The sequence below is a fragment of the Sphingomonas sp. URJC2 genome, from assembly GCF_059803575.1.
Genome location: NZ_JAPFGX010000044.1, coordinates 1 through 21,282, shown reverse-complemented (window position 1 = coordinate 21,282; position 21,282 = coordinate 1). Strand labels below are relative to the sequence as shown.

Here is a 21,282-nt window from a genome sequence, read left to right as displayed (position 1 = left end):
CCGTCAAGCGCGCCGCCATCCAGCAGCATCCGGCAGAAACGGTGATAATCGGCCGCGGTCGACACCAGCCCGCCGCCCCCCGCCGGATGGTGGCGCGCGCCTCTGCCATCAGCCCTGCTCCCGGTGGCCGAGCGCGTCGGCGACGATGGCGGCGACCAGCTGCTGATAGCTCATGCCCACCGCCTGCGCCTGTTCGGGCACCAGGCTGAGCGGCGTCATCCCCGGCTGGGTATTGACCTCGAGCAGGAACAGCCCGTCGGCCCCGCGCGTCTCGTCCCAGCGGAAATCGGCGCGCGACGCGCCCCGGCAGCCGAGCAGCCGGTGGGCGGCCAGCGCAATCGCCATCGCCCGCTCGGCAATGGCGGCGGGGATCTGTGCCGGGCAGACATGTTCGGTCAGCCCGTCGGTATATTTGGCGTCATAATCGTAAAAGCCGGTGCGCGGGCGCAGCTCGGTCACCGCCAGCGCGCGGTCGCCCAGCACCGCAACGGTCAGCTCGCGTCCCGGAATAAAGGGTTCGGCGAGCAGCGTCTCGAACGCCTGCCACGGCCCGGCCGCATCGCGCGCGATGGGGGTGCCGTGATTGCCCCCCTCGGTCACGATGGCGACGCCGACCGACGAGCCTTCGTTGACGGGCTTGAGCACATAGGGGCGCGGCAGCGGATCGCCGGCAAACAGGCTTTCGGAGGTCACGATCCGCCCGCCGGGCATCGGAATGCCATGGGGGACCAGCGCATTCTTGGTCAGCTGCTTGTCGATGGCGATGACCGAGGTCTGCTGCCCCGAATGGGTATAGGGAATGCCCATCAGGTCGAGCATGCCCTGCACCGATCCGTCCTCGCCCGGCGTGCCGTGCAGCGCGTTGAACACCAGATCGGGCCGTGCTTCGGCGATCCGCACCGCGACATCGCGGTCCATGTCGAGCCGGGTGACGCGGTGGCCCAGCGCCTCAAGCGCATCGGCAACCCCCGCCCCCGACAGCAGCGACACCGCCCGCTCGGCCGACCAGCCGCCCATCAGCACCAGGATGTGAAGGCTCATGCCGGCCGTCCCACGCGCGCAATCTCCCATTCCAGTTCGACGCCCGCATGCGCGCGGACCCGCGCACGCACTTCCTCGCCCAGCGCCTCGATATCGGCACTGGTCGCGTCCCCAAGATTGATGAGGAAGTTGGTATGCTTTTCCGAAACCTGCGCGCCGCCCCGGGTCAAGCCCCGGCAGCCGGCGGCATCGACGAGCCGCCACGCCTTGTCGCCGGGCGGATTCTTGAAGGTCGAGCCGCCGGTGCGCGAGCGCAGCGGCTGCGACGCCTCGCGCGCGGCGGCGATCCGGTCCATTTCAGCCTGAATGTCGGCGGGGGCGGCGTCATGCCCGGCAAACTCCGCCGCGATCACGATCGCGCCCTCGGGCAGCGCGCTGTGGCGATAGGAAAAGGCGAGTTCATCGGGGCCGAGCCGCCGCCGCTCGCCCGAGCGCAGCACGACCTCGCACGAACGCAGGATGTCGCGCACCTCGCGGCCATAAGCGCCGCCGTTCATCCGCACGAACCCGCCGACCGTGCCGGGGATCGAGCGCAGAAACTCCATCCCGCCAATGCCGAGATCGCGCGCGGTGGACGACACCAGGATACCGCTCGCCCCGCCGCCGCACGACAGCGCCAGCGGCCCGGCGCGTTCGACCCTGGCAAAAGCCTTGCCCAGCCGCACGACCACGCCGGCCACGCCGCCGTCGCGCACGATCAGGTTGGACCCGAGGCCGAGCGCCATCACCGGCACGGCGGGATCGAGCGCGGCAAGGAACGCGGCCAGATCCTCGGCATCGGCCGGCTCGAACAGCCAGTCGGCCGCGCCCCCGGCCTTGAACCAGACCAGCGGGGCCAGCGGCGCATCGGCGGTCAGCTTGCCGCGCACCGGGGGCAGGGACAGGCCCGTCACCGCACCTCCGCCCGGATCGCATCGGCCAGCCCGGCCGCCCAGCGGGTGATGTCGCCCGCCCCCAGACACACGACCAGATCGCCGGGGCCGAGCGTGCCGGCCAGCGCGCGGGCGAGCGCCGCGGCATCGGCAATCTCGGCCGCGGCGCGGTGGCCGCGCGCCTTCAGCCCCTGGACCAGCGCTGCGGCATCGACGCCCGGCATCGGCGTCTCGCCGGCCGCATAGACCGGGGTGACATAGACCAAGTCGGCATCGTTGAACGCGGTTTCGAACTCTTCCATCAGGCTGTGCAGCCGCGAAAACCGGTGCGGCTGGCACACGGCGATCACCCGGCCGCGCGCCGTTTCGCGCGCCGCCGCCAGCACCGCCCGGATCTCGACCGGGTGATGGCCATAATCGTCGATGATCGCCGCGCCATCGACCTCGCCGACACGGGTGAAGCGACGCTTGACCCCGCCGAACCGGGCAAAGCCCTGGCGGATCTGTTCGTCCTCCACCCCCAGCTCGACCGCGACCGCGATGGCGGCCAGCGCATTCTGGACATTGTGCCGCCCGGGCATCGGCAGATGCACATCGGCGATCACCCGGCTGCGCCCGTCACGGTCGCGCACGGCGACGTCGAAGCGATTGCCCCCGGCCTCGGGCGTCACCGCATTGGCGCGCACATCGGCCTGGGCGGAAAAGCCATAGGTCACGACCCGCCGGTCGCGGATGCGCGGCAGGATGTTCTGCACCTCGGGATGATCGAGGCACAGGATCGCCGCGCCGTAAAAGGGCACATTCTCGACAAACTCGACAAATGCATCCTTGATCGCGTCGAACCCGCCATAATGGTCGAGATGTTCGGGATCGATGTTGGTGACGACCGCAATCGTGCCGTCGAGCCGCAGGAAGCTGCCATCGCTCTCATCGGCCTCGACCACCATCCAGTCGGACGTGCCGAGCCGCGCGTTGGAGCCATAGCTGTTGATGATGCCGCCATTGATGACGGTCGCATCGATATGCCCGGCATCGAGCAGCGCTGCGACCATCGAGGTCGTCGTCGTCTTGCCATGCGTGCCCGCGACCGCGACCGTCGATTTGAGGCGCATCAGCTCGGCAAGCATTTCCGCGCGGCGCACCACCGGGATGCGGTGTTCATAGGCGTAAGCGACTTCGGGATTGTCGCGCCGGATCGCGGTCGACACCACGACGACGGCCACGCCCTCCACATTGGCGGCGGCATGGCCGATCATCACCGGAATGCCGCGGCGGCGGAGGTTTTCGATCGCATAGCCTTCGGCGACGTCGGATCCCTGCACGCGGTAGCCGAGATTGTGCATCACCTCGGCGATGCCCGACATGCCGATGCCGCCGATGCCGACGAAATGGATGGTGCCGATATCGGTGCCGATGCCCTTCATGATTCCCGTCCCTGAGCGCCAAGGCTTTCGACCAGATCGGCCAGATCCTCGGCGGCATGGGGGCGGCCGCAGCCACGCGCACGCCGCGCGGCATTTTCAAGCGCCTGCGGCTCCAGCCCCAGTTTCTGCATCTGCTTGGCAAGTTCGACGGCGGTGAAGCGCGTCTGCGCAATCGCCCGCGCCCCGCCCGCCGCGACCAGTTCGCGGACATTGTGCGTCTGATGATCGTCGGTAGCGCCGGGCAGCGGCACCAGGATCGCGGGCCGCCCCGCCGCGGTCAGCTCGGCAACGGTCGACGCCCCGGCGCGCGCGATCACCAGATGCGCCCAGCCCAGCCGTTCGGGCAGATCGGGCATATAGGTGGCAAGATCCGCCGGAATGCCGAGTTCGCCATAACGCGCGCGCACCCGGTCGATATCCTCGCTGCGGCATTGCTGCGTCACCTGCAACCGGCGGCGCAGCCCCGGCGGCAGCATCCCCAGCCCTTCGGGCACGACATCCGACAGGATGGTCGCCCCCTGGCTGCCGCCGGTCACGAGGATGCGGAACACCCCCTCGGCATCAAGCGGCGGATAGGGCCGGTCGCGCAGCGCCAGCACCTCGGCGCGCACCGGATTGCCGACCAGATGGGTGCGCTCGGCCAGATCGGCGGGCAGGCGCGACACATCGGGATAGGCGGTGGCAATGGCATCGACGCGGCGGGCGAGCAGCCGGTTGACCCGGCCGAGCACCGCATTCTGTTCGTGGATCACCGTCGGGATGCGGCGGCCGAGCGCGGCGATCAGGCTGGGCAGCGCCGGATAGCCGCCAAAGCCGATCACGGCCGCTGGCTGGATCGCGCGGTAAAGCGCGACCGCCATCGCCCGCCCCGCCAGGATGGAGCGCCCGGCGCGCAGCCAGCCGAGCGGCCCGCCCGCCAGCCGCCCGGCGGGCAGCACATGGGTGGCGACGCCGTCGAACAGGCCGGGAATGCGCGCGCCGCGTTCATCGGTGATCAGCGCGACCTCATGCCCGCGCGCCATCAGCACTTCGGCAAGCGCCTGAGCCGGCGTCATATGCCCGCCAGTGCCCCCGGCGGCGAGGACAAAGCGCATCGGCGGCACGTTCAGCTCCGGCCCGGTCATGCCTGCCCCCGCCAGGTGACGACATAGGGCGAACGCTTCAGATAGGGGTTGCGCCGGGTGAAGACGAGCAGCAGCCCCATGCCGAGCGCGAGCGCCAGCATCGACGAGCCGCCATAGCTGATCAGCGGCAGCGTCATCCCCTTTGACGGCGCGAGTTGCAGATTGACCGCCATGTTGATGATCGCCTGCACCCCGAACTGGGTCGCCAGCCCGGCGGCGGCGAGCAGGGTGAACAGATCATCCTCGTCGAGCAGTTTCAGCAGCACGCGCACGACGATGGCGAGATAGACGACCGCGATGGCGAGGCAGGCGATCAGCCCGAATTCCTCGCCGATCACCGAAAAGATATAGTCGGTATGCGCTTCGGGCAGCTGGAATTTGGCCTCGCCCGCCCCCGGCCCGGTGCCGAAAAAGCCACCGCCGGTGATCGTCGCATGCGCCTTGTCGACCTGATAGGTGTCGCCTTCGCCGTAGATGAAGTTGTTGATGCGGTTGGTGGCGACCGGATAGAACAGATAGGCGGCGATGATGCCGACAAAGCCGACGCCGACCAGCCCGCCGATGATCCGCCCCGACACGCCGGACAGCAGCAGCAGCGTCATCCAGATCGCGGCGAACACCACCGTCTGCCCCAGATCGGGCTGCTTCATCAGCATGACGGCGACGGCGGCAAACAGCACCGCCGAAATCTTCGCGACCGGCAGGGTGTTGTCCTGCTGCTTGAGCGACAGCAGCCAGGCGAGCGCCACGACAAACAGGGGCTTCAGAAACTCCGACGGCTGGAACTGGCCCAGCCCGACGCCGATCCAGCGCCGCGCGCCATTCACCTCGACCCCGATCAGCGGCACGAGCGCCAGCATCAGCAGGAAAAACCCCGCCCCCGCGAGCGCCAGCCGCCGCGCCGTGACCTTGGGCAACATCGAAATGCCGAGCATCACCGGCACGCTCAGCACCACCCAGGCCAGCTGCCGCCAGAAATAATGCAGCGCCGCCACGGTGACGCCATTGCCCGAATAACGCTGCGCCGCCGCCGGCGCGGCCGCCGCGACGGCGAGCAAGCCGATCGAGATCAGCACGGTCAGCAGCATCAGCAGCAGCCGGTCAATCTCCCAGAACCAGCGGCCAAGCGCCGACTGGTCGGCACGGCCGAGCCGCGCCACCTGCTTTTTGCGCGTCCGCTGGCCGAGCGTCGCCTGCCTCACTTCAATGCCTCCACTGCCGCGCGGAACGCCGCGCCGCGCGCCTCGAAATCACGGAACTGGTCGAACGAGGCACAGGCCGGCGACAGCAGCACGACATCGCCGGGCTCCGCGTCCCGTGCTGCCTGCCTTACCGCGTCGGCAAGCGTTCCGCATTCCCGGACTGGCATGTGCGGTGCCAAAATCTGTGCATAACCCGGCCCCGCCGCGCCGATGGTATAGGCATGGCGGACATGGCCGAAATGGGGGGCGCAGGCATCAAGGTCCGGCGTCTTGGCCAGCCCGCCCAGGATCCAGCGGATGCGCGGATAGGCGGCCAGCGCAGGCGCGGTCGAAGCCGGGTTGGTCGCTTTGCTGTCATTGACGAACAGCACACCGTCGCGCTCTGCCACCCGCTCCATCCGGTGCGGCAGGCCGGGATAGGACGCAAGCCCGCGCGCAATCGCCGCATCGTCAAGCCCGAGCGCGCGGACCGCGGCGACCGCGACCGCGACATTCTGGGCATTGTGCGGCCCGGCCAGCGCCGGCCAGCGGCTCTGGTCGCCAATCGCGGCAGCGTTGCCCGCATGCACGACCGTCGCGCGCGGCAGCCGCGCGGCGATGGCGCGGGTCTGCGGATCATCGGCGGCGATCACCGCGGTGCGCCCGTCGCCCTGCATCGCGAACAGCCTTTCCTTGGCGGCGGCATAGGCGGCAAAATCGGGATAGCGATCGAGATGGTCGGGGGTGATGTTGGTCAGCACCGCGACATCGCAGTCGAGGCTGTGGGTCAGGTCGATCTGGAAACTCGACAGTTCGAGCACATAGACGCCGCCCGCGGGCAAGGGCGTCTGGCCCAGGATCGGCAGGCCGATATTGCCGCCCAGCAGCGCCGGCACGCCCGCCTGCGCCAGCAGATGGTGGATCAGCGCGGTCGTCGTCGATTTGCCGTTGGTGCCGGTGATGCCGACCACGCGGTGCGGCGGCAGCTGGCCACGCGCCTGCGCGAACAGTTCGATATCGCCGATCAGCGGCGTGGCCGTGCGCGCGGCATGGGCGGTGATGGCATGGGTGTTGACCGGAATGCCCGGCGACGCGACCACCCCGGCCCAGCCGGTCAGGTCGAGCGTCAGCGGATCGGCGAGCGCGACGCCCGGCGGCACCGCGCCGCGTGCCGCCTCATGCGCGTCCCACGCCGTCACCTCGGCCCCGGCGGCCTTGAGCGCCGCGACCGCCGCCAGGCCGGAGCGCGCCAGCCCCAGCACATGATAGCGTCCGCCGCGCCAGGCCGGGCTGGTGATCACCGGATCTTGAGCGTCGACAGGCCGGCGAGTGCCAGCACCAGCGCAATGATCCAGAACCGGATCACCACCGTCGGCTCGCTCCACCCCAGCTGTTCGAAATGATGGTGAATGGGCGCCATCTTGAACACGCGCTTGCCGGTGCGCTTGAAGAAGAACACCTGGATGATGACGCTCAGCGCCTCGACCACGAACAGCCCGCCGATGATGCCGAGCACGATTTCATGGTGCGCGACGACCGATAGCGCGCCCAGCGCCCCGCCCAGCGCCAGGCTGCCGGTGTCGCCCATGAACACGGCAGCGGGCGGCGCGTTGAACCACAGAAATGCCAGCACCGCGCCCACGATCGCGCCGCACATGATCGCCAGATCGCCCGCGCCCGGCACATGGGGGATGCCCAGATAAGCGGCGAACTTCGCATTGCCGGCCAGATAGACGATGATCATGAACGCGACCGAGGCGATGATCACCGGCATCGATGCCAGCCCGTCCAGCCCGTCGGTCAGGTTGACCGCATTGCCGAAGGCGACGATCGTGAAGGCGGCGAAGACGATGTAGAACATGCCGAGATCGGCAACCGGCTTGCTGAGGAACGGCAGATAGAGCAGCCCGCCATTCTGGCGCACGATGATCCAAGCGGCAAAGCCGGCGATCGCGAACTCCAGCACCAGCCGCATCCGCCCCGACACCCCAGCGGTGCTTGCCTTGCGGACCTTGTCATAATCATCGAGGAACCCGATCAGCCCGAAGCCGAGCGTAACCGCCAGCACCGCCCAGACATAGGAGTTGGACAGGTCCATCCACAGCAGCAGCGACACGGTGAGCGCGGTCAGGATCATCAGCCCGCCCATCGTCGGGGTGCCGCGCTTGGCCAGATGGGTCTGCGGCCCGTCGGCGCGGATCGGCTGCCCCTTGCCCTGGCGCACGCGCAGCCAGCCGATGAAGCGCGGCCCGATGATCAGCCCGATCAGCAGCGCGGTCGCCACCGCCCCGCCGGTGCGGAAGCTGAGATAGCGGATGAGGTTGAGGACGCCGGGAAAGCCCAGCTGTTCGGCGATCAGATACAGCATCGTCCCTATTCCCCCCCCTTGCCCGCGGTCGCGCCCAGCCGGGCGACCAGCCGGCCCAGCCCGACCGAGTTGGACGCCTTGACCAGCAGCACGTCGCCGGGCGCGATCCGCCCGGCCAGCGCCGCTTCGGCGGCATCGGCATCGGCCACATGGACGAACGCGACGCGCCCGCCAAGCGCATCGGCGAGCGGGGCCATTTCCGGGCCGACCAGCACCGCCAGATCGATCCCCGCCTCGGCCACCGGCGCGGACAGTTCGGCGTGGAAGCGCGGGCCATCCTCGCCCAGTTCGCGCATCGCGCCCAGCACCGCGATCCGCCGCGTCGCCGGCTCGGCGGCGAGCACGCCCAGCGTCGCGCGCATCGACGCCGGATTGGCGTTGTAGCTTTCATCGATGATCAGCGCGGTGCCGCCCGGCACCTCGATATCCAGCCGCGCGCCGCGCCCGGCCATGCCCGGCAGTTCGGCAAGCGCCAGCCCCGCCACGCCCAGATCGCCGCCCGCCGCCGCGACCGCCGCCAGCACGGCCAGCGCGTTCGACACCCAATGTTCGCCGGGTTGCGCGACGGTGAGGCACAGGCTCGCCTCGGGCATCTGCACGGTAATCAGCGTGCCGCCGCCATGCGCCGGCACCCGGTCGAGCGCGCGGACATCGGCCCCGCCCCCCAGCCCAAACGTCACGATCCGCGCACCGCAGGCGGTGGCGGCATCGATCAGAATGTCGCGCTGCGGCGTGTCGAACGGGATGATCGCGGTGCCCCCCGGCTCCAGCCCTTCGAAGATTTCCGCCTTGGCGCGGGCGATGTTCTCGATCGAGCCGAGATTTTCGATATGCGCGGGCGCAATCGCGGTGATGACGGCGACATGCGGGCGCACCATGCGGGTCAGCGCGGCGATTTCCTGCGCATGGTTCATGCCCATTTCGAACACGCCGAACCGCGTCGCTGCCGGCATCCGCGCAAGGCTGAGCGGCACGCCGACATGGTTGTTGTAGCTTTTGAGCGAGCGATGGGCGCGGCCCGGCGCCGGCCGGTCGAGCGCGCGGAAGATCGCTTCCTTGGTCCCGGTCTTGCCGACCGATCCGGTGACGCCGATGATGCGCGCGCCCGACACCGCCTCGGCCCGCGCCCGCGCCGCCCGGCCCAGCGCCGCCAGCGCCTGATGGGTGTCGGCAACCCGCACATGCGGGTAATCGACCGGACGGGCGACGATCATCCCCGCCGCGCCCTGCGCCGCCGCCTGATCGACAAAGCGGTGGCCATCGCTGCTCTCGCCGGGCAGGGCGACAAACAGATCGCCGGGGCCGACCTCGCGGCTGTCGAACGCGACGCCGCCAACGGCAAAATCGGCCGAAGCGGTCCCGCCGGTCGCGGCGGCAATCTCGTCAGCGCGCCACAGCGTCATGCCGCGCACTCGCGCGCCACGCTGACATCGTCGAACGGCAGCACCCGGTCCTTCACAATCTGTCCTTGTTCATGGCCCTTGCCGGCGACCAGCACGACATCCTCGGGCGCGGCCATCGCCACCGCCGCCGCAATCGCCGCGCGCCGGTCGCCTATTTCCTGCGCGCCCGCCGCGCCGTCCAGCACCGCGCGGCGGATCGCCGCCGGATCCTCGCTGCGCGGATTGTCGTCGGTCACGATCACATGATCGGCCCCGGCCACCGCCACCCGGCCCATTTCGGGGCGCTTGCCCTGATCGCGGTCGCCGCCCGCGCCAAAGACGAGGATCAGCCGCGATCCCGTATGCGGACGCAGCGCTGCAATCGCGGCGACCAGCGCATCGGGCGTATGGGCATAATCGACATAGACGGGCGCCCCCGCCCGCGTGATCGCCGCGCGCTCCAGCCGCCCGCGCACCGGCGTCACCCGCGCCAGATGGGCCAAGGTTGTCGCCGGATCGCCGCCGGTTGCAACCACCAGCCCGGCGGCGACGAGCGCATTGGCCGCCTGATAGGCCCCGATCAGCGGCAGCACGACCTTGTGGCTGACGCCGCCCACAGCAACCGTCAGCGCCTGCCCCAGCCGGGTCGGCGTGCGCTCGATCAGCTTCAGCGTCTCGCCCGCCATGCCGACGGTCAGCACGTCCAGCCCGCGCGCACGGGCGGCCGCGACCACCCGGCCCGACCAGGGATCGTCATCGGCCCAGATCACCGCCTTGCCACCATCGCTCACCACCTCGGTGAACAGGCGCAGCTTGGCGGCGAAATAGGCCTCCATCGTGCCGTGATAGTCGAGATGATCGCGGCTGAGATTGGTGAAGCCGACCGCGGCGACCGGCAGGCCTTCGGTGCGGTGCTGGTCGAGGCCGTGGCTCGACGCCTCGAACGCCAGATGGCTGACCCCCTCGCGCCGCAGCCCGGCGACGTTCGACAGGAAGGTGACGATGTCGGGCGTGGTCAGGCCGGTCACCACCTGATCATGCGCGGTCGTGACGCCCAGCGTGCCGATCGACGCCGCGCTGTGCCCGGCCAGCCGCCACAGCTGCCGGGTCAGTTCGACCGTGCTCGTCTTGCCATTGGTGCCGGTCACGGCGACAGCAGTGTCGGGATAGGGCGCGAAATAGCGCGCGGCGAGCAGCGCGAACGCCCGGCGCGGATCGGCATCGGCGATATGCACCGCGCCCTCCACCCGCGCCTCGGGCCGGGCGACCACGGCGACCGCGCCGGCGGCGATGGCGGCGGGGATGAAATCCTCGCCATTGGCGCGCGCGCCGGCAAAGGCCCCGAACACCGTGCCCGGCGCGACCTTGCGGTGATCGATGGCAAAGCCCGTCACCTCGGCCTCAGACGCGATGCCGGCCAGTTCGCCCAGACGCATGGTTCAGTGCCCCTTCGGACGGATGAAGGGCAGCACCTCGCCCAGATTGGCCTCGCGCGCCGGATCGGGGATCACGCCCAGCATCGGGCCGATGCGGCTGACCACGCCCGACACGACGGGCGCGACATTCCAGCCGGCGGTGTGGAAGCCAAATGTTTCCTTGGTGGCCTTGGGATCATCAAGCATGGCAACGACCACATAGCGGGGTGCGTCCATCGGGAAAACGCCCGCAAAGGTGGTGACGACCGCCGCCCCGGTGTAACGGCCGCCGACGATCTTCTCCGCGGTCCCGGTCTTCCCGCCGACGCGGTAGCCCGGCGCATCGGCCTTGCTGCCCGTGCCGTGCGTGACGACAAGGCGCAGCAGCGCGCGCATCTTGTAGGACGTGTCGGCGCTGAACACCCGCTCGCCCGCCGGCACCGGATTGGCCGGGCCGCGCTTGACGACCGTTGCCGGCCGCCACAGCCCGCCATTGAACAAAGTCGCATAGCCGGTCGCCAGATGCAGCGGCGACACCGCAATGCCATGGCCATAGCCGACGGTCATCGTCGAGATATCGCCCCAGTTCGCCCCAGGCGTCAGCGGCCGGCCCTGTTCCTTCAGCTCGATCGCGACCGGGCGCAGGAAATGCATCCGGCGCAGAAACTCCTTCTGCCGCCCGCCGCCGATCTGCTCGGCGATCTGCGCGGTGCCGATGTTGGAGCTTTCCTGCATGATCTCGGCAACCGAACAGGCGCGGCCGAACGGATGGGTGTCGGTGATGCGGAAACGCCCGGCCTTCAGCGCCTTGGGGCATTGATAGAGCTGCCCCAGGCTGCGCACCACGCCCAGATCCATCGCCATGGCGACGGTGAACGGCTTGAACGTCGACCCAAGCTCGTAAACGCCCAGCGTCGCGCGATTGAACCCGGCATCGACCGCGCTCTTGCCGGGCCGGTTGGGATTGAGTTCGGGCAGCGAGGTCAGCGCCAGCACCTCGCCGCTGTGAATGTCCATCACCACGCCCGCCGCGCCGATGGCGCTGAACCGGGCCATCGCCGCCCCCAGTTCGGATTCAAGCGCCTGCTGCACGCGCCGGTCGATCGACAAGGTGACGCTGCGCCGCGCGCGCAGTTCGGCATCGAACACCCGCTCGATCCCGGCGACGCCGCGCCCTTCGATATCGGCATAGCCGAGGACATGGCTGGCAAGCGCGCCTTGCGGATAGAGCCGGTCGGGCTCGCGCGCAAAGGCGAGGCCCGGATCGCCCAGCGCATTGACCGCTGCGACCAGTTCGGGCGCGGCACGGCGGCGCAGATAGGTGAAGCGCCGGCCCGAGTTCAGGATGCGCAGATAGTCGGCGGCGCTGCGTTCGGGCATAAGCTGCGCCAGCCGCCGGGCCAGTTCCGCGCGGTCGCTGATCAGCCGCGCGGGATGGACGCCGATCGACCAGGCATCGATGGTCTGCGCCAGCGGCACGCCATTGCGGTCATAAATGTCGCCGCGCGCCGCCGTCGCCACCGCGCCGCCGGCCCCGCCGCCGCCCCCGGCAATGCCCAGCCACAGGATGCGCAGGCCGATGATCGCGACCGCCGCGATGAACAGCAGCATCAGCAGCATCAGCCGCGCATGAACGGTCGCCTGCACGGCGCGGCGATCGGGCGCGGGCTGGCCGCCCGGCGGGGTCGCGGCGGCGCGCGGCCGCGTCGCTGCGGACGCCGCCCGGGGGGTTGCCGCCGCTCCCGTCACCGTTTGGCTTTCGCCTCTTTGGCCGCGCGGCGCGCCAGTTCGCCCAGCGTCGAATCATCGAGCATCGCGACCTTCTCGACCGCCGGGATGCGGGCGGGCGTCGCCCGGCCGGTCGCGACGCGCGCGGGCGCGGTATAGGCCACCGCCTGAAGCGGCGCGACGCGGCGCGCCGCCGGCACCACCGGCGCATCGTCGCGCGCGGCATCCTCGACAATCGCCGGCTTGAAGCTTGGACGCGCAGGTGCAGGATCGGCCGGCGCAGGCGCGGCAGCGGGCGCCTCGGCACGAGCGAGCGCGACCTGCCCCGGCGGCGGCAGCGCGCCGTCGAGCGCGCGCGGATCGAACGCGACCAGCTGCACGTCGCTGGTCAGATATTGCTGGGCGCGCGGCGCGGCGAGCGCCAGCACCTCGCCATTATATTGCTCAAGCTGGCGCAGGCTCGCGCGCGCGGCGAACTCGGTTTCCAGCCGGCGGATGTCACGGCGCGCGACCGCGATGCGCCGCTCGACCCGCTCGAGCGCCGCCCGCTCGGTCGCGACCTGCAGCGAGACCAGATAAAAGCCGAGCGTCGCGGTGGCGACGCCGGCAACCCAGCCGATCGGACGCAGACGATGGGCGATCATGCTCGTGCCTCTTTGGTCGGGGCGGAAGATGCGCCCCAGGGGGCGGCGGCAGTGCGGCGCGCGACCCGCAGCGTGGCGGAGCGGGCGCGCGGATTGGCGGCGAGTTCGGCCGCGCCCGGCCGCACCGGGCGGGCGACCGCCTCGAAGCTGGGCGCGCGGGCCTGACCGGCGGCGGGCAGATGGCGCGACCCGGCGGGCGCAGCCCCGCTGCGGTCGCGCAGAAACGCCTTCACGATCCGGTCTTCAAGGCTGTGAAAGGTGACGACCGCCAGCCGCCCGCCCGGGGCCAGCACCTGTTCGGCGGCGCGCAGCCCGTCTTCCAGCTCGTCGAGTTCGCGGTTGAGATGGATGCGGATCGCCTGGAACACCTGCACCGCGGGATCCTTGTCGCGCCCGGCGACAAAGCCGACCGCGCGCCGCACCGCCGCCGCCAGCTCGGCCGTGCGCGTCAGCGGCCGCGCCTGCACGATGGCGCGGGCGATGCGCCGCGACCGGCGCTCCTCGCCATAGCGGTAGATGATGTCGGCAATCTCCGCCTCGTCGGCATGGTTGAGCCAGTCGGCCGCGCTGGTGCCGTCCTGCTCCATCCGCATGTCGAGCGGCCCGTCCGCCTGCACGGAAAAGCCGCGCTCGGGCCGGTCGAGCTGCATCGACGACACGCCGATGTCGAGCGTGACTCCGGCAACCGGCCCCTGCCCCAGTTCGGCCAGCGCCGCCGCCAGTTCGGAAAAACGGCGCGGGACCAGCACCAGCTGCCCGGCACTGTCGGCTTCGAGCGCGCGGCCGGCGGCGACGGCATCGGGATCGCGGTCGAACGCGATCACCCGCGCGCCCGCGGCCATCATCGCGCGGCTATAGCCGCCCGCGCCGAACGTGCCGTCGACATGGCATTCGCCCGGCAGGATCGCCAGCCCGGCCAGCACCTCGTCCAGCAGCACCGGCACATGCGGCGCGCGGGTGGCAGCGGGGGCGGGGGCGGTCATTTCGCGCCCCGCTTGGCGCGGGTGAAGGCGACGAGTTCCTTGACCGTCTCGTCAATGCCCGGCGTCGCCAGCAGCACATCGGGGTTCCAGATTTCGAAGAAATTGCCAGCCCCCTGGAACACCGCGTCGGTGCCGGGCAGCAGCCGGCCCTTCATCGCGTAGAAATCGGGCAGGATGAACCGCCCGCTGGCGTCGAAGCCGGCGCTTTCGGTCAGGCCCAGCCGGCGGCGGGCAAGGTTGAAATCGATCTCGTCCCCCGCCTCGTCGGCGGCGCGCTCGATCCGGGCATGGGCCAGCTTCAGCCAGGCGGGGTCATAGCCGATCAGGCACGGATCCTTGGGGTGCAGGCCGATGATGACGGTGCGCTGCTCGCCGCCCAGACGCTCGACATTCTTTTCGATCACGGCGCGCATGGCGGCGGGGATCGCGACGCGGCCCTTGCCGTCGATCGCGGTCATCGCAAACCCGTTAAAGGCCTCTCGCTCGCCCAACGCCTGTCTTCCCGCGCGGGGCGCACAGCGGACCGCCCGGAAAAGCGCATGCCTCGCTCAGCCGGTCACGATCATTCCAAGCAGGAATCGCCCCACGTAATGCGCCGAGTCATAGCTTGGGCACTTACGGGAGACAACGGGTTTTCACGGGATTTTACGGGCAAAAGCCCCGTAATTGCCGCAATGATCGGGCCGGATGGACAGAGTCCGGGCGCATGTTCTTCACCTGTTCATGGTCGGGCTGCGGGGTGGCGCGGGAAAATGCGGGTCAGCGCGCCGGCTGGGCGGGCGCGGGCGCGGCGGCAGGCGCAGCGCCGGCAGCGGGCGGTGTGCCGGCGGGGGCAGCGGCCTGATCCTGGGTCGCGGGCGCAGCCGGGGTGACGCCGATTTCGGCCAGCGGCTCGCTGGGCGCGGCGGTGACATTGGCCATCATGTTGGCGACCGCCTGGCCGGAGCGCACGTCTTCCGCCGCCACCGGACCGGCTTCGGGCCGGACCTTGGCGGATTCGAAAATCGCGGTCGAAACCGCGACAATCAGCAGCACGGCGGCCAGGCCGGTCAGGCCGACGCGCACGCGCTGCATGCGGACCTGCGTGTCTTCAGGCATCGGCACAGGGTAACGCGTTCGGCGGCAAAGTGAAAGCCGCTTGGTCAGGCGGGGCGAATCGGGGGCGAATCAGCCCTGCTGCCGCCAGCCGGGCACCGCCAGCCCCTTGGCCGCCAGCCATTCCGGATTGTGCAGCGTCGACAGATAGCGGAAGCCGGTGTCGCACAGGATGGTCACGATGCGCTTGCCCGGCCCGAGCCGGCGGGCGAGCGCCATCGCGCCCGCCACGTTGATGCCCGACGACAGCCCGAGGCACAGCCCCTCGTCGCGCAGCAGCTCGTGCACCAGCGCCAGCCCCTCGGCATCGGAAATGCGGAACTGCATGTCGATCGGCGCGCCGTCCAGATTGGCGGTGATCCGCCCCTGGCCGATGCCTTCGGCGACCGAACTGCCCTCGGCCTTCAGCTCGCCGCACTCATAATAGCTGAACAGGGCCGCGCCATGCGGATCGGTGAGCGCGATCGTCACCGCCGGGTCATGCGCCTTCAGCCCCATGCCGACGCCGGCCAGCGTCCCGCCGGTGCCGACCGCGCAGGTAAAGCCGTCAATCTGCCCGCCCATCTGCTCCCAGATTTCCTCCGCCGTCGTGCGGATATGGACATGGCGGTTGGCGACATTGTCGAACTGATTGGCCCAGAAGGCGCCGGGCGTTTCCTCGGCGATGCGGCGCGAGGTGTGGACGAAATGCTGCGGGCTGGCATAGGGTGCGGCGGGCACCAGCACCAGCTCCGCCCCCAGCGCGCGCAGCGTGTCCATCTTCTCCCGGCTCTGCGTCTCGGGCATGACGATGATGGTCTTATAGCCCTTGGCATTGCCGACCAGCGCCAGCCCGATGCCGGTATTGCCCGCCGTCCCCTCGACAATCGTGCCGCCCGGCCCGATCAGCCCGCGCGCCTCGGCATCTTCGATGATGCCCAGCGCCGCCCGGTCCTTCACCGACGCGCCGGGATTGTAGAACTCGCATTTGCCGTAAATGTCGCAGCCCGTGGCCGCGCTCGGCCCGGCGAGCCGCACCAGCGGGGTGTTGCCGATCAGGGCAAGGGTGTCGGAACGGATCATGGCCCAGACCTAGGCAGCGCACCGCATCAGGGCAAGCGGGCTTGTCTTGGGCGCGGCCAAGCCGACATTGCGCGCGATGCGCGCCGCCTGTTTTCCCCCGGTCGTCGATCCGCACACGCGGCTGCTGCTGCTCGGCAGCCTGCCGGGGCGCGCGTCGCTGGCGGCGGGGCGCTATTATGCGCATCCGCGCAACCTGTTCTGGCGGCTGGCGGGGGAAGCGCTGGGCGTCGATCTGGTCGCGCTCGATTATGACGCGCGGCTGGCGGCTCTGCGCGCACGCGGCGTCGGGCTGTGGGACGTGATCGCCGATGCCGACCGCCCCGGCAGCCTTGATGCCGCGATCCGGGCGGCGAGCGCCAATGATCTGGCCGCGCTGTGCCGCACCCTGCCCCGGCTGGCCGCTGTCGCGTTCAACGGCGCGACCGCCGCGCGGATCGGCCGCGCGCGGCTGGCGGGGGTGCTGCATCTGCGGCTGATCGACCTGCCATCGTCCAGCCCGGCCTATGCGGCCCTGCCCTACCCGGCAAAACGCGACCGCTGGGCGGTGATTGCCGGCCTTGCCGCGCCGCCTGCCAGTCCAGCCGGTGGCAACGGGCGGGGTGACGAAGCCGAAGCACATCGCTAAAGGGCCGGGCATGTCCGCGATCACGCCCGAAACCGTCGCCGAACACGGCCTGTCTCCTGATGAATATCAGCGCGTCCTGACCGCGCTCGGCCGGGAGCCGAACCTGACCGAACTCGGCATTTTCTCGGTGATGTGGTCTGAGCATTGCTCCTACAAATCCTCGCGCATCCATCTGAAGAAGCTGCCGACCAAGGCCCCCTGGGTGATCCAGGGCCCGGGCGAGAATGCCGGTGTGATCGACATTGGCGACGGGCTGGCGGCGATCTTCAAGATGGAGAGCCACAACCACCCGTCCTATATCGAGCCGTATCAGGGCGCAGCGACGGGCGTGGGCGGCATTTTGCGCGACGTGTTCACCATGGGCGCGCGGCCGGTGGCCAATATGAACGCGCTGCGGTTCGGCCGGCCCGACCATCCCAAGATGCGCCACCTGATCGCCGGCGTCGTCCACGGCATTGGCGGCTATGGCAATTGCGTCGGCGTGCCGACTGTGGGCGGCGAGGTAAACTTCCACCCCGCCTATGACGGCAACATTCTGGTCAACGCGATGACGGTCGGCGTCGCGCGCACCGACCGGATTTTCTATTCGGCCGCCGCCGGCATCGGCAATCCGGTCGTTTATGTCGGCTCCAAGACCGGGCGCGACGGCATTCATGGCGCGACCATGGCCTCGGCCGATTTCTCCGAGGATTCGGAGGAAAAGCGCCCGACCGTGCAGGTCGGCGATCCGTTCACCGAAAAGCTGCTGATCGAGGCGTGCCTCGAGCTGATGGCGTCGGACGCCATCGTCGCCATTCAGGACATGGGCGCGGCGGGCCTCACCTCCTCCTCGGTCGAAATGGCCTCCAAGGGCGGCGTCGGCATCGAGCTGGACATGGATACGGTGCCGTGCCGCGAAACCGGCATGACGCCCTATGAAATGATGCTGTCGGAAAGCCAGGAGCGGATGCTGATGGTGCTCAAGCCCGGCCGCGAGGCCGAGGCGGAGGCGATTTTCCGCAAATGGGAACTGGATTTCGCGGTCATCGGTCGGATCACCGACACCGGCCGGCTGGTGCTGAAATGGCAGGGCGCGACCGCGGCCGACATTCCGCTCGGCCCGCTCGGCGACGACGCCCCGGTCTATGACCGGCCGCACGTGCCGACGCCGCCGCGCGCGCCGCTCGCCAATGTGCCGGAAAGCGTCGACATCACCGGCGAGCTGAAGGCGCTGCTCGCCTCGCCCGACCTCGCCAGCCGGCGATGGATCTGGGAACAATATGACCATATGGTCGGGGCCGACACCGTGCAGCGCCCCGGGGGCGACGCGGCGGTCGTGCGCGTCCACGGCACCGCCAAGGGGCTGGCGATCACCACCGACTGCACGCCGCGCTACTGCTTTGCCGATCCGGTGATGGGTGGCCGGCAGGCGATTGCCGAGGCGTTCCGCAACCTGTGCGCGGTCGGCGCGCGGCCGCTTGCCACCACCGACTGCATGAACTTCGGCAACCCGCAGCGGCCCGAGATCATGGGCCAGTTTGTCGGCTGCATCGAGGGGATGGCCGAGGCGTGCGCCGCACTCGACATGCCGATCGTGTCGGGCAATGTCTCGCTCTACAACGAAACCAAGAATGACGACGGCTCGGGCAGCGCGATCCTGCCGACGCCGGCGATCGGCGCGGTCGGCCTGCTCGATGACTGGTCGCGGTCGATGACCATTGCGTTCAAGGGCGTGGGCGACATCATCCTCGTCGTCGGCGAACGTTCGGGCCATCTCGGCCAGTCGCTGTGGCTGCGCGAAATCCATGGCCGCGAGGACGGCCCGCCGCCGCCGGTCGATCTGGCCGCCGAACGCCGCGCGGGCGAACTGGTGCGCGCGGCGATCGAGCATGGCCATGTCACCGCCGCGCATGACGTGTCGGATGGCGGCATCGCGGTCGCCATCGCCGAAATGGCGCTGGCCAGCGGCATCGGCGCGATCATCGACAAGCCCCAGCCGTTCGACTGTGCGCGCTCCTTCTTCGGCGAGGATCAGGGGCTGTATATCGTGACTGTCGAGGACGGCGCGCTGATCGAGTTTCTGGCGACGGCCGATGCCGCCGGCGTGCCGGTCGAGCCGCTTGGCCGCACCATCCGGTCGCGGATCATTTTCGAGCGCCCGGACCGCGACTGCGCGATCACGCTCGATGAGCTGCGCGCCGCGCATGAGGGGTTCTTCCCGGCGCTGATGGGTCAGGCCGGCTAAAGCATTTTCAAGCCGGGTTGAATGACCCGGCGACCCGGAAAGTGCTGCAAATCAAAGGTCTGGAGCATCATGGCAGGGGCGGCCCCGCAAGCGGCCGCTCCGCCGGTCAGACCGAGAAGCTTGCGCCGCAGCCACAGCCCGAAGCGGCATTGGGGTTGACGATGCGGAACGCCGCGCCGCCCAGATCCTCGACGAAATCGACCGCCGATCCGCGCACCAGATCAAGGCTGACCGGATCGACGACCAGCGCCACCCCGTCGGTATCGACGCGCACATCATCGGCATCGACCGTCTCGGCCAGGCCATAGCGATACTGGAACCCCGAACAGCCCCCGCCTTCGACCGACAGGCGCAGGATCGCGGGCTTGCCCTGACGCTGGGCGATGGCGGCGACGCGCGCGGCCGCTGACGGGGTCAGTTGAATCGGATCGGTCATGTCCGATTATCTAGGGGATCACGCCACGCGCGACAACCAGCGGATCGCGCGCGGCGCGGAAAGCCGGCGCACCCGGTTAAGCGTCAGTCGGCGCTGCCGAGTTCCTCGGGACCGCCCTGCGCAAGCCGTGCGGTCATCGCATTGACGCGCTGGCGCATCGCCACCGCATAGCGTTCGGTATCGAGATAGGGCATCGGATCGACCGCGCGGCCGTCCATCCGCACTTCATAATGCAGATGGCTGCCGGTCGACCGACCGGTCGAGCCCATCAGCGCGATCACATCGCCGCGCTTCACCCGCGCGCCCGGCGCGACCATGATGCGCGACAAATGGCCGTAACGGGTCTGAAGCCCCTGGCCATGTTCCAGTTCGACGAGATTGCCATAGCCGCCATACCAGCCGGCACGGCCGACAATGCCGTCGGCGGTGGCATAGATGGGCGTGCCGACCGGGCCGGGAATGTCGACCCCGGCATGCATCGCGGCGGTGCCACGGAACGGATCGGCGCGGACGCCGAAGAACGACGTCAGGGTGAGCGTATCGACCGGCTTGATCGACGGCACCGACATCACGCCATGTTCGGCCTGATCGAGCCGCTTCCACGTCATGAACAGCGCGCGGAACTGGGGATCGGCCTTGGCCGACATCGCATCGGCGCGGCCCGGATCGGCGGCGACGGGGGCGGTGCCCAGCGTCAGGCTGCCAAGGATCAGGGCGGCGGCAAGAACCGGGAGCCGGGTGGCGGTGGCGACGCTGCGGGCGCACACGGCCCACAGGCGCATCCAGCCATGATTGTCGTTCACGAACAAGCGCATCCAAACCCCAGCGACCCTGCGCCCGACACTCACCCCAAGGGCGTTGCCGGACTTTGGAGCCGGCGGACATTCGCCCGTCCGGACCCGTGAATGACCGTCGCGGTCTCCCCCCGCTGCGGTCGATCGGGGTTGTCTGGGGTCGCAGGGTTAATGACAAGCTACCGCATAATAGTCGCGGGGCAGACCGGCCTCGGCGCGCGCCGAGTCGTTGAACGGTGGCTTAACGACCCCGCGAAAATGCGTGGCAACCAGATGCCGCCAATGCGGCGCGGGGTCGAGCCCGCGCGATTCGCACCCCCATTTAAACCAGCGGCTGCCGGCCCCGACATGGCGGACTTCATCGTTCAGGATTCGCGTGAGAATCCGTGTGGTTGCATGGTCGCCAAGCGCGTCGAAGCGGGCGATGGTAGCGGGCGTGACATCCAGCCCGCGCGCCTCCAGCACCATCGGCACGACGGCCAGCCGGGCGAGCGGATCGGCGGCAGTGGCGGTGGCCGCCTGCCACAGCCCGTCATGCGCCGGCAGGTCGCCATAGCGCGCGCCGAGCTGGCCGAGCCGCCGGTCGAGCAGCGCGAAATGCATCGCCTCTTCCGCGCCCACCTGCATCCAGTCGTCGACGAATGCGCGCGGGAACAGCGCGCCGAACCGGCCGATCAGGTCGAACGCCAGATCGATGGCGACGAACTCGATATGCGCCAGCGCATGGATCATCGCCACGCGCGAAGCATCCGATCCCATGCGCCCGCGCTTGGGCATGCGCGCGGGCGGCAGCAGCTCGGGCCGCGCCGGGCGGGCGGGCCGGTCGGGCATCGGCGTTGCAAAGCCGTGCGCGATACGCCCCAGCCGCCATGCCCGTGCCGCCG

General features: G+C 69.8%; 20 protein-coding genes. 2 read left to right on the top strand and 18 right to left on the bottom strand.

Translation table 11 applies throughout. The features are described from left to right. Positions 1-108 precede the first annotated feature (108 nt). From OPU66_RS12975 to OPU66_RS12905, 15 genes are all read right to left on the bottom strand, one after another. Positions 109-1,041 (bottom strand): D-alanine--D-alanine ligase, encoded by a 933-nt coding sequence (locus tag OPU66_RS12975; protein WP_498554077.1) that lies wholly within the window; start codon positions 1,039-1,041, stop codon positions 109-111. Continuing rightward, positions 1,038-1,934 (bottom strand): UDP-N-acetylmuramate dehydrogenase, encoded by an 897-nt coding sequence (gene murB, locus OPU66_RS12970; protein WP_498554076.1) that lies wholly within the window; start codon positions 1,932-1,934, stop codon positions 1,038-1,040. The genes OPU66_RS12975 and murB overlap by 4 nt, the downstream gene beginning before the upstream one ends. After that, positions 1,931-3,337 carry a UDP-N-acetylmuramate--L-alanine ligase gene (gene murC, locus OPU66_RS12965; protein ID WP_498554074.1) on the bottom strand — a complete coding sequence of 469 codons (1,407 nt, stop codon included), beginning with the start codon at positions 3,335-3,337 and terminating at the stop codon, positions 1,931-1,933. Before murC ends, murB begins: the two co-directional genes overlap by 4 nt. After that, the gene (gene murG, locus OPU66_RS12960; RefSeq protein WP_498554073.1) at positions 3,334-4,461 is read right to left on the bottom strand and encodes an undecaprenyldiphospho-muramoylpentapeptide beta-N-acetylglucosaminyltransferase; all 1,128 of its coding nucleotides are present in this window, start codon (positions 4,459-4,461) and stop codon (positions 3,334-3,336) included. Before murG ends, murC begins: the two co-directional genes overlap by 4 nt. Continuing rightward, positions 4,458-5,663, bottom strand: a complete 1,206-nt coding sequence (locus OPU66_RS12955) for an FtsW/RodA/SpoVE family cell cycle protein (RefSeq protein WP_498554072.1) — start codon at positions 5,661-5,663, stop codon at positions 4,458-4,460. Before OPU66_RS12955 ends, murG begins: the two co-directional genes overlap by 4 nt. Next, positions 5,660-6,943: a UDP-N-acetylmuramoyl-L-alanine--D-glutamate ligase gene (gene murD / locus OPU66_RS12950; protein WP_498554071.1), complete on the bottom strand. Its 1,284-nt coding sequence runs from the start codon at positions 6,941-6,943 to the stop codon at positions 5,660-5,662. Before murD ends, OPU66_RS12955 begins: the two co-directional genes overlap by 4 nt. Continuing rightward, positions 6,940-8,010, bottom strand: a complete 1,071-nt coding sequence (gene mraY / locus OPU66_RS12945) for a phospho-N-acetylmuramoyl-pentapeptide-transferase (RefSeq protein WP_498554070.1) — start codon at positions 8,008-8,010, stop codon at positions 6,940-6,942. The genes murD and mraY overlap by 4 nt, the downstream gene beginning before the upstream one ends. 5 nt (positions 8,011-8,015) lie before the next feature. Further along, positions 8,016-9,413: a UDP-N-acetylmuramoyl-tripeptide--D-alanyl-D-alanine ligase gene (locus tag OPU66_RS12940; RefSeq protein WP_498554069.1), complete on the bottom strand. Its 1,398-nt coding sequence runs from the start codon at positions 9,411-9,413 to the stop codon at positions 8,016-8,018. Then, positions 9,410-10,828, bottom strand: coding sequence for a UDP-N-acetylmuramoyl-L-alanyl-D-glutamate--2,6-diaminopimelate ligase (locus tag OPU66_RS12935; RefSeq protein WP_498554068.1), 1,419 nt, complete (start codon positions 10,826-10,828; stop codon positions 9,410-9,412). Before OPU66_RS12935 ends, OPU66_RS12940 begins: the two co-directional genes overlap by 4 nt. Before the next feature lie 3 nt (positions 10,829-10,831). Next, the gene (locus OPU66_RS12930; protein ID WP_498554066.1) at positions 10,832-12,556 is read right to left on the bottom strand and encodes a peptidoglycan D,D-transpeptidase FtsI family protein; all 1,725 of its coding nucleotides are present in this window, start codon (positions 12,554-12,556) and stop codon (positions 10,832-10,834) included. Further along, positions 12,553-13,179 (bottom strand): hypothetical protein, encoded by a 627-nt coding sequence (locus tag OPU66_RS12925; protein WP_498554065.1) that lies wholly within the window; start codon positions 13,177-13,179, stop codon positions 12,553-12,555. Before OPU66_RS12925 ends, OPU66_RS12930 begins: the two co-directional genes overlap by 4 nt. Beyond that, on the bottom strand, positions 13,176-14,162 hold the full coding sequence (gene rsmH / locus OPU66_RS12920; RefSeq protein WP_498554064.1) for a 16S rRNA (cytosine(1402)-N(4))-methyltransferase RsmH: 987 nt from the start codon (positions 14,160-14,162) through the stop codon (positions 13,176-13,178). Before rsmH ends, OPU66_RS12925 begins: the two co-directional genes overlap by 4 nt. After that, on the bottom strand, positions 14,159-14,620 hold the full coding sequence (locus OPU66_RS12915) for a division/cell wall cluster transcriptional repressor MraZ (protein ID WP_498554063.1): 462 nt from the start codon (positions 14,618-14,620) through the stop codon (positions 14,159-14,161). The genes rsmH and OPU66_RS12915 overlap by 4 nt, the downstream gene beginning before the upstream one ends. A gap of 301 nt (positions 14,621-14,921) precedes the next feature. Further along, a complete protein-coding gene (locus OPU66_RS12910; RefSeq protein WP_498554061.1) occupies positions 14,922-15,260 on the bottom strand; it encodes a hypothetical protein in 339 nt (112 codons plus the stop codon). A 69-nt stretch (positions 15,261-15,329) separates the two neighbouring features. Then, positions 15,330-16,319: a cysteine synthase A gene (locus OPU66_RS12905; protein WP_498554060.1), complete on the bottom strand. Its 990-nt coding sequence runs from the start codon at positions 16,317-16,319 to the stop codon at positions 15,330-15,332. Positions 16,320-16,395: 76 nt separating this feature from the next. Here OPU66_RS12905 and OPU66_RS12900 point away from each other — a divergent pair, with 76 nt between their 5' ends. Continuing rightward, positions 16,396-16,944, top strand: a complete 549-nt coding sequence (locus OPU66_RS12900) for a DNA-deoxyinosine glycosylase (RefSeq protein WP_498554059.1) — start codon at positions 16,396-16,398, stop codon at positions 16,942-16,944. 10 nt (positions 16,945-16,954) lie between these two features. Next, entirely contained in the window at positions 16,955-19,168 is a 2,214-nt protein-coding gene (purL, locus tag OPU66_RS12895) for a phosphoribosylformylglycinamidine synthase subunit PurL (RefSeq protein WP_498554058.1), read from the top strand. A gap of 106 nt (positions 19,169-19,274) precedes the next feature. Here purL and erpA read toward each other — a convergent pair whose 3' ends face one another. The 3 genes from erpA to OPU66_RS12880 all read right to left on the bottom strand — a co-directional run. Then, the gene (erpA, locus tag OPU66_RS12890) at positions 19,275-19,604 is read right to left on the bottom strand and encodes an iron-sulfur cluster insertion protein ErpA (protein ID WP_498554057.1); all 330 of its coding nucleotides are present in this window, start codon (positions 19,602-19,604) and stop codon (positions 19,275-19,277) included. A gap of 83 nt (positions 19,605-19,687) precedes the next feature. Then, on the bottom strand, positions 19,688-20,419 hold the full coding sequence (locus OPU66_RS12885) for a M23 family metallopeptidase (protein WP_498554056.1): 732 nt from the start codon (positions 20,417-20,419) through the stop codon (positions 19,688-19,690). A gap of 147 nt (positions 20,420-20,566) precedes the next feature. Then, the coding region (locus OPU66_RS12880) for a ferritin-like domain-containing protein (RefSeq protein WP_498554055.1) at positions 20,567-21,282 on the bottom strand (716 nt) is incomplete at its 5' end.

Excerpts from the sequence above, each read along its gene's own strand:
- OPU66_RS12905 (WP_498554060.1), bottom strand. The coding sequence starts at position 16,319 with ATGATCCGTTCCGACACCCTTGCCCTGATCGGCAACACCCCGCTGGTG.
- OPU66_RS12940 (WP_498554069.1), bottom strand. The coding sequence starts at position 9,413 with ATGACGCTGTGGCGCGCTGACGAGATTGCCGCCGCGACCGGCGGGACC.
- erpA (WP_498554057.1), bottom strand. The coding sequence starts at position 19,604 with ATGACCGATCCGATTCAACTGACCCCGTCAGCGGCCGCGCGCGTCGCC.
- OPU66_RS12915 (WP_498554063.1), bottom strand. The coding sequence starts at position 14,620 with ATGACCGCGATCGACGGCAAGGGCCGCGTCGCGATCCCCGCCGCCATG.
- OPU66_RS12975 (WP_498554077.1), bottom strand. The coding sequence starts at position 1,041 with ATGAGCCTTCACATCCTGGTGCTGATGGGCGGCTGGTCGGCCGAGCGG.
- rsmH (WP_498554064.1), bottom strand. The coding sequence starts at position 14,162 with ATGACCGCCCCCGCCCCCGCTGCCACCCGCGCGCCGCATGTGCCGGTG.
- OPU66_RS12910 (WP_498554061.1), bottom strand. The coding sequence starts at position 15,260 with ATGCCTGAAGACACGCAGGTCCGCATGCAGCGCGTGCGCGTCGGCCTG.
- murG (WP_498554073.1), bottom strand. The coding sequence starts at position 4,461 with ATGACCGGGCCGGAGCTGAACGTGCCGCCGATGCGCTTTGTCCTCGCC.
- mraY (WP_498554070.1), bottom strand. The coding sequence starts at position 8,010 with ATGCTGTATCTGATCGCCGAACAGCTGGGCTTTCCCGGCGTCCTCAAC.
- OPU66_RS12900 (WP_498554059.1), top strand. The coding sequence starts at position 16,396 with ATGCGCGCCGCCTGTTTTCCCCCGGTCGTCGATCCGCACACGCGGCTG.
- OPU66_RS12885 (WP_498554056.1), bottom strand. The coding sequence starts at position 20,419 with ATGCGCTTGTTCGTGAACGACAATCATGGCTGGATGCGCCTGTGGGCC.
- OPU66_RS12935 (WP_498554068.1), bottom strand. The coding sequence starts at position 10,828 with ATGCGTCTGGGCGAACTGGCCGGCATCGCGTCTGAGGCCGAGGTGACG.
- OPU66_RS12925 (WP_498554065.1), bottom strand. The coding sequence starts at position 13,179 with ATGATCGCCCATCGTCTGCGTCCGATCGGCTGGGTTGCCGGCGTCGCC.
- purL (WP_498554058.1), top strand. The coding sequence starts at position 16,955 with ATGTCCGCGATCACGCCCGAAACCGTCGCCGAACACGGCCTGTCTCCT.
- murC (WP_498554074.1), bottom strand. The coding sequence starts at position 3,337 with ATGAAGGGCATCGGCACCGATATCGGCACCATCCATTTCGTCGGCATC.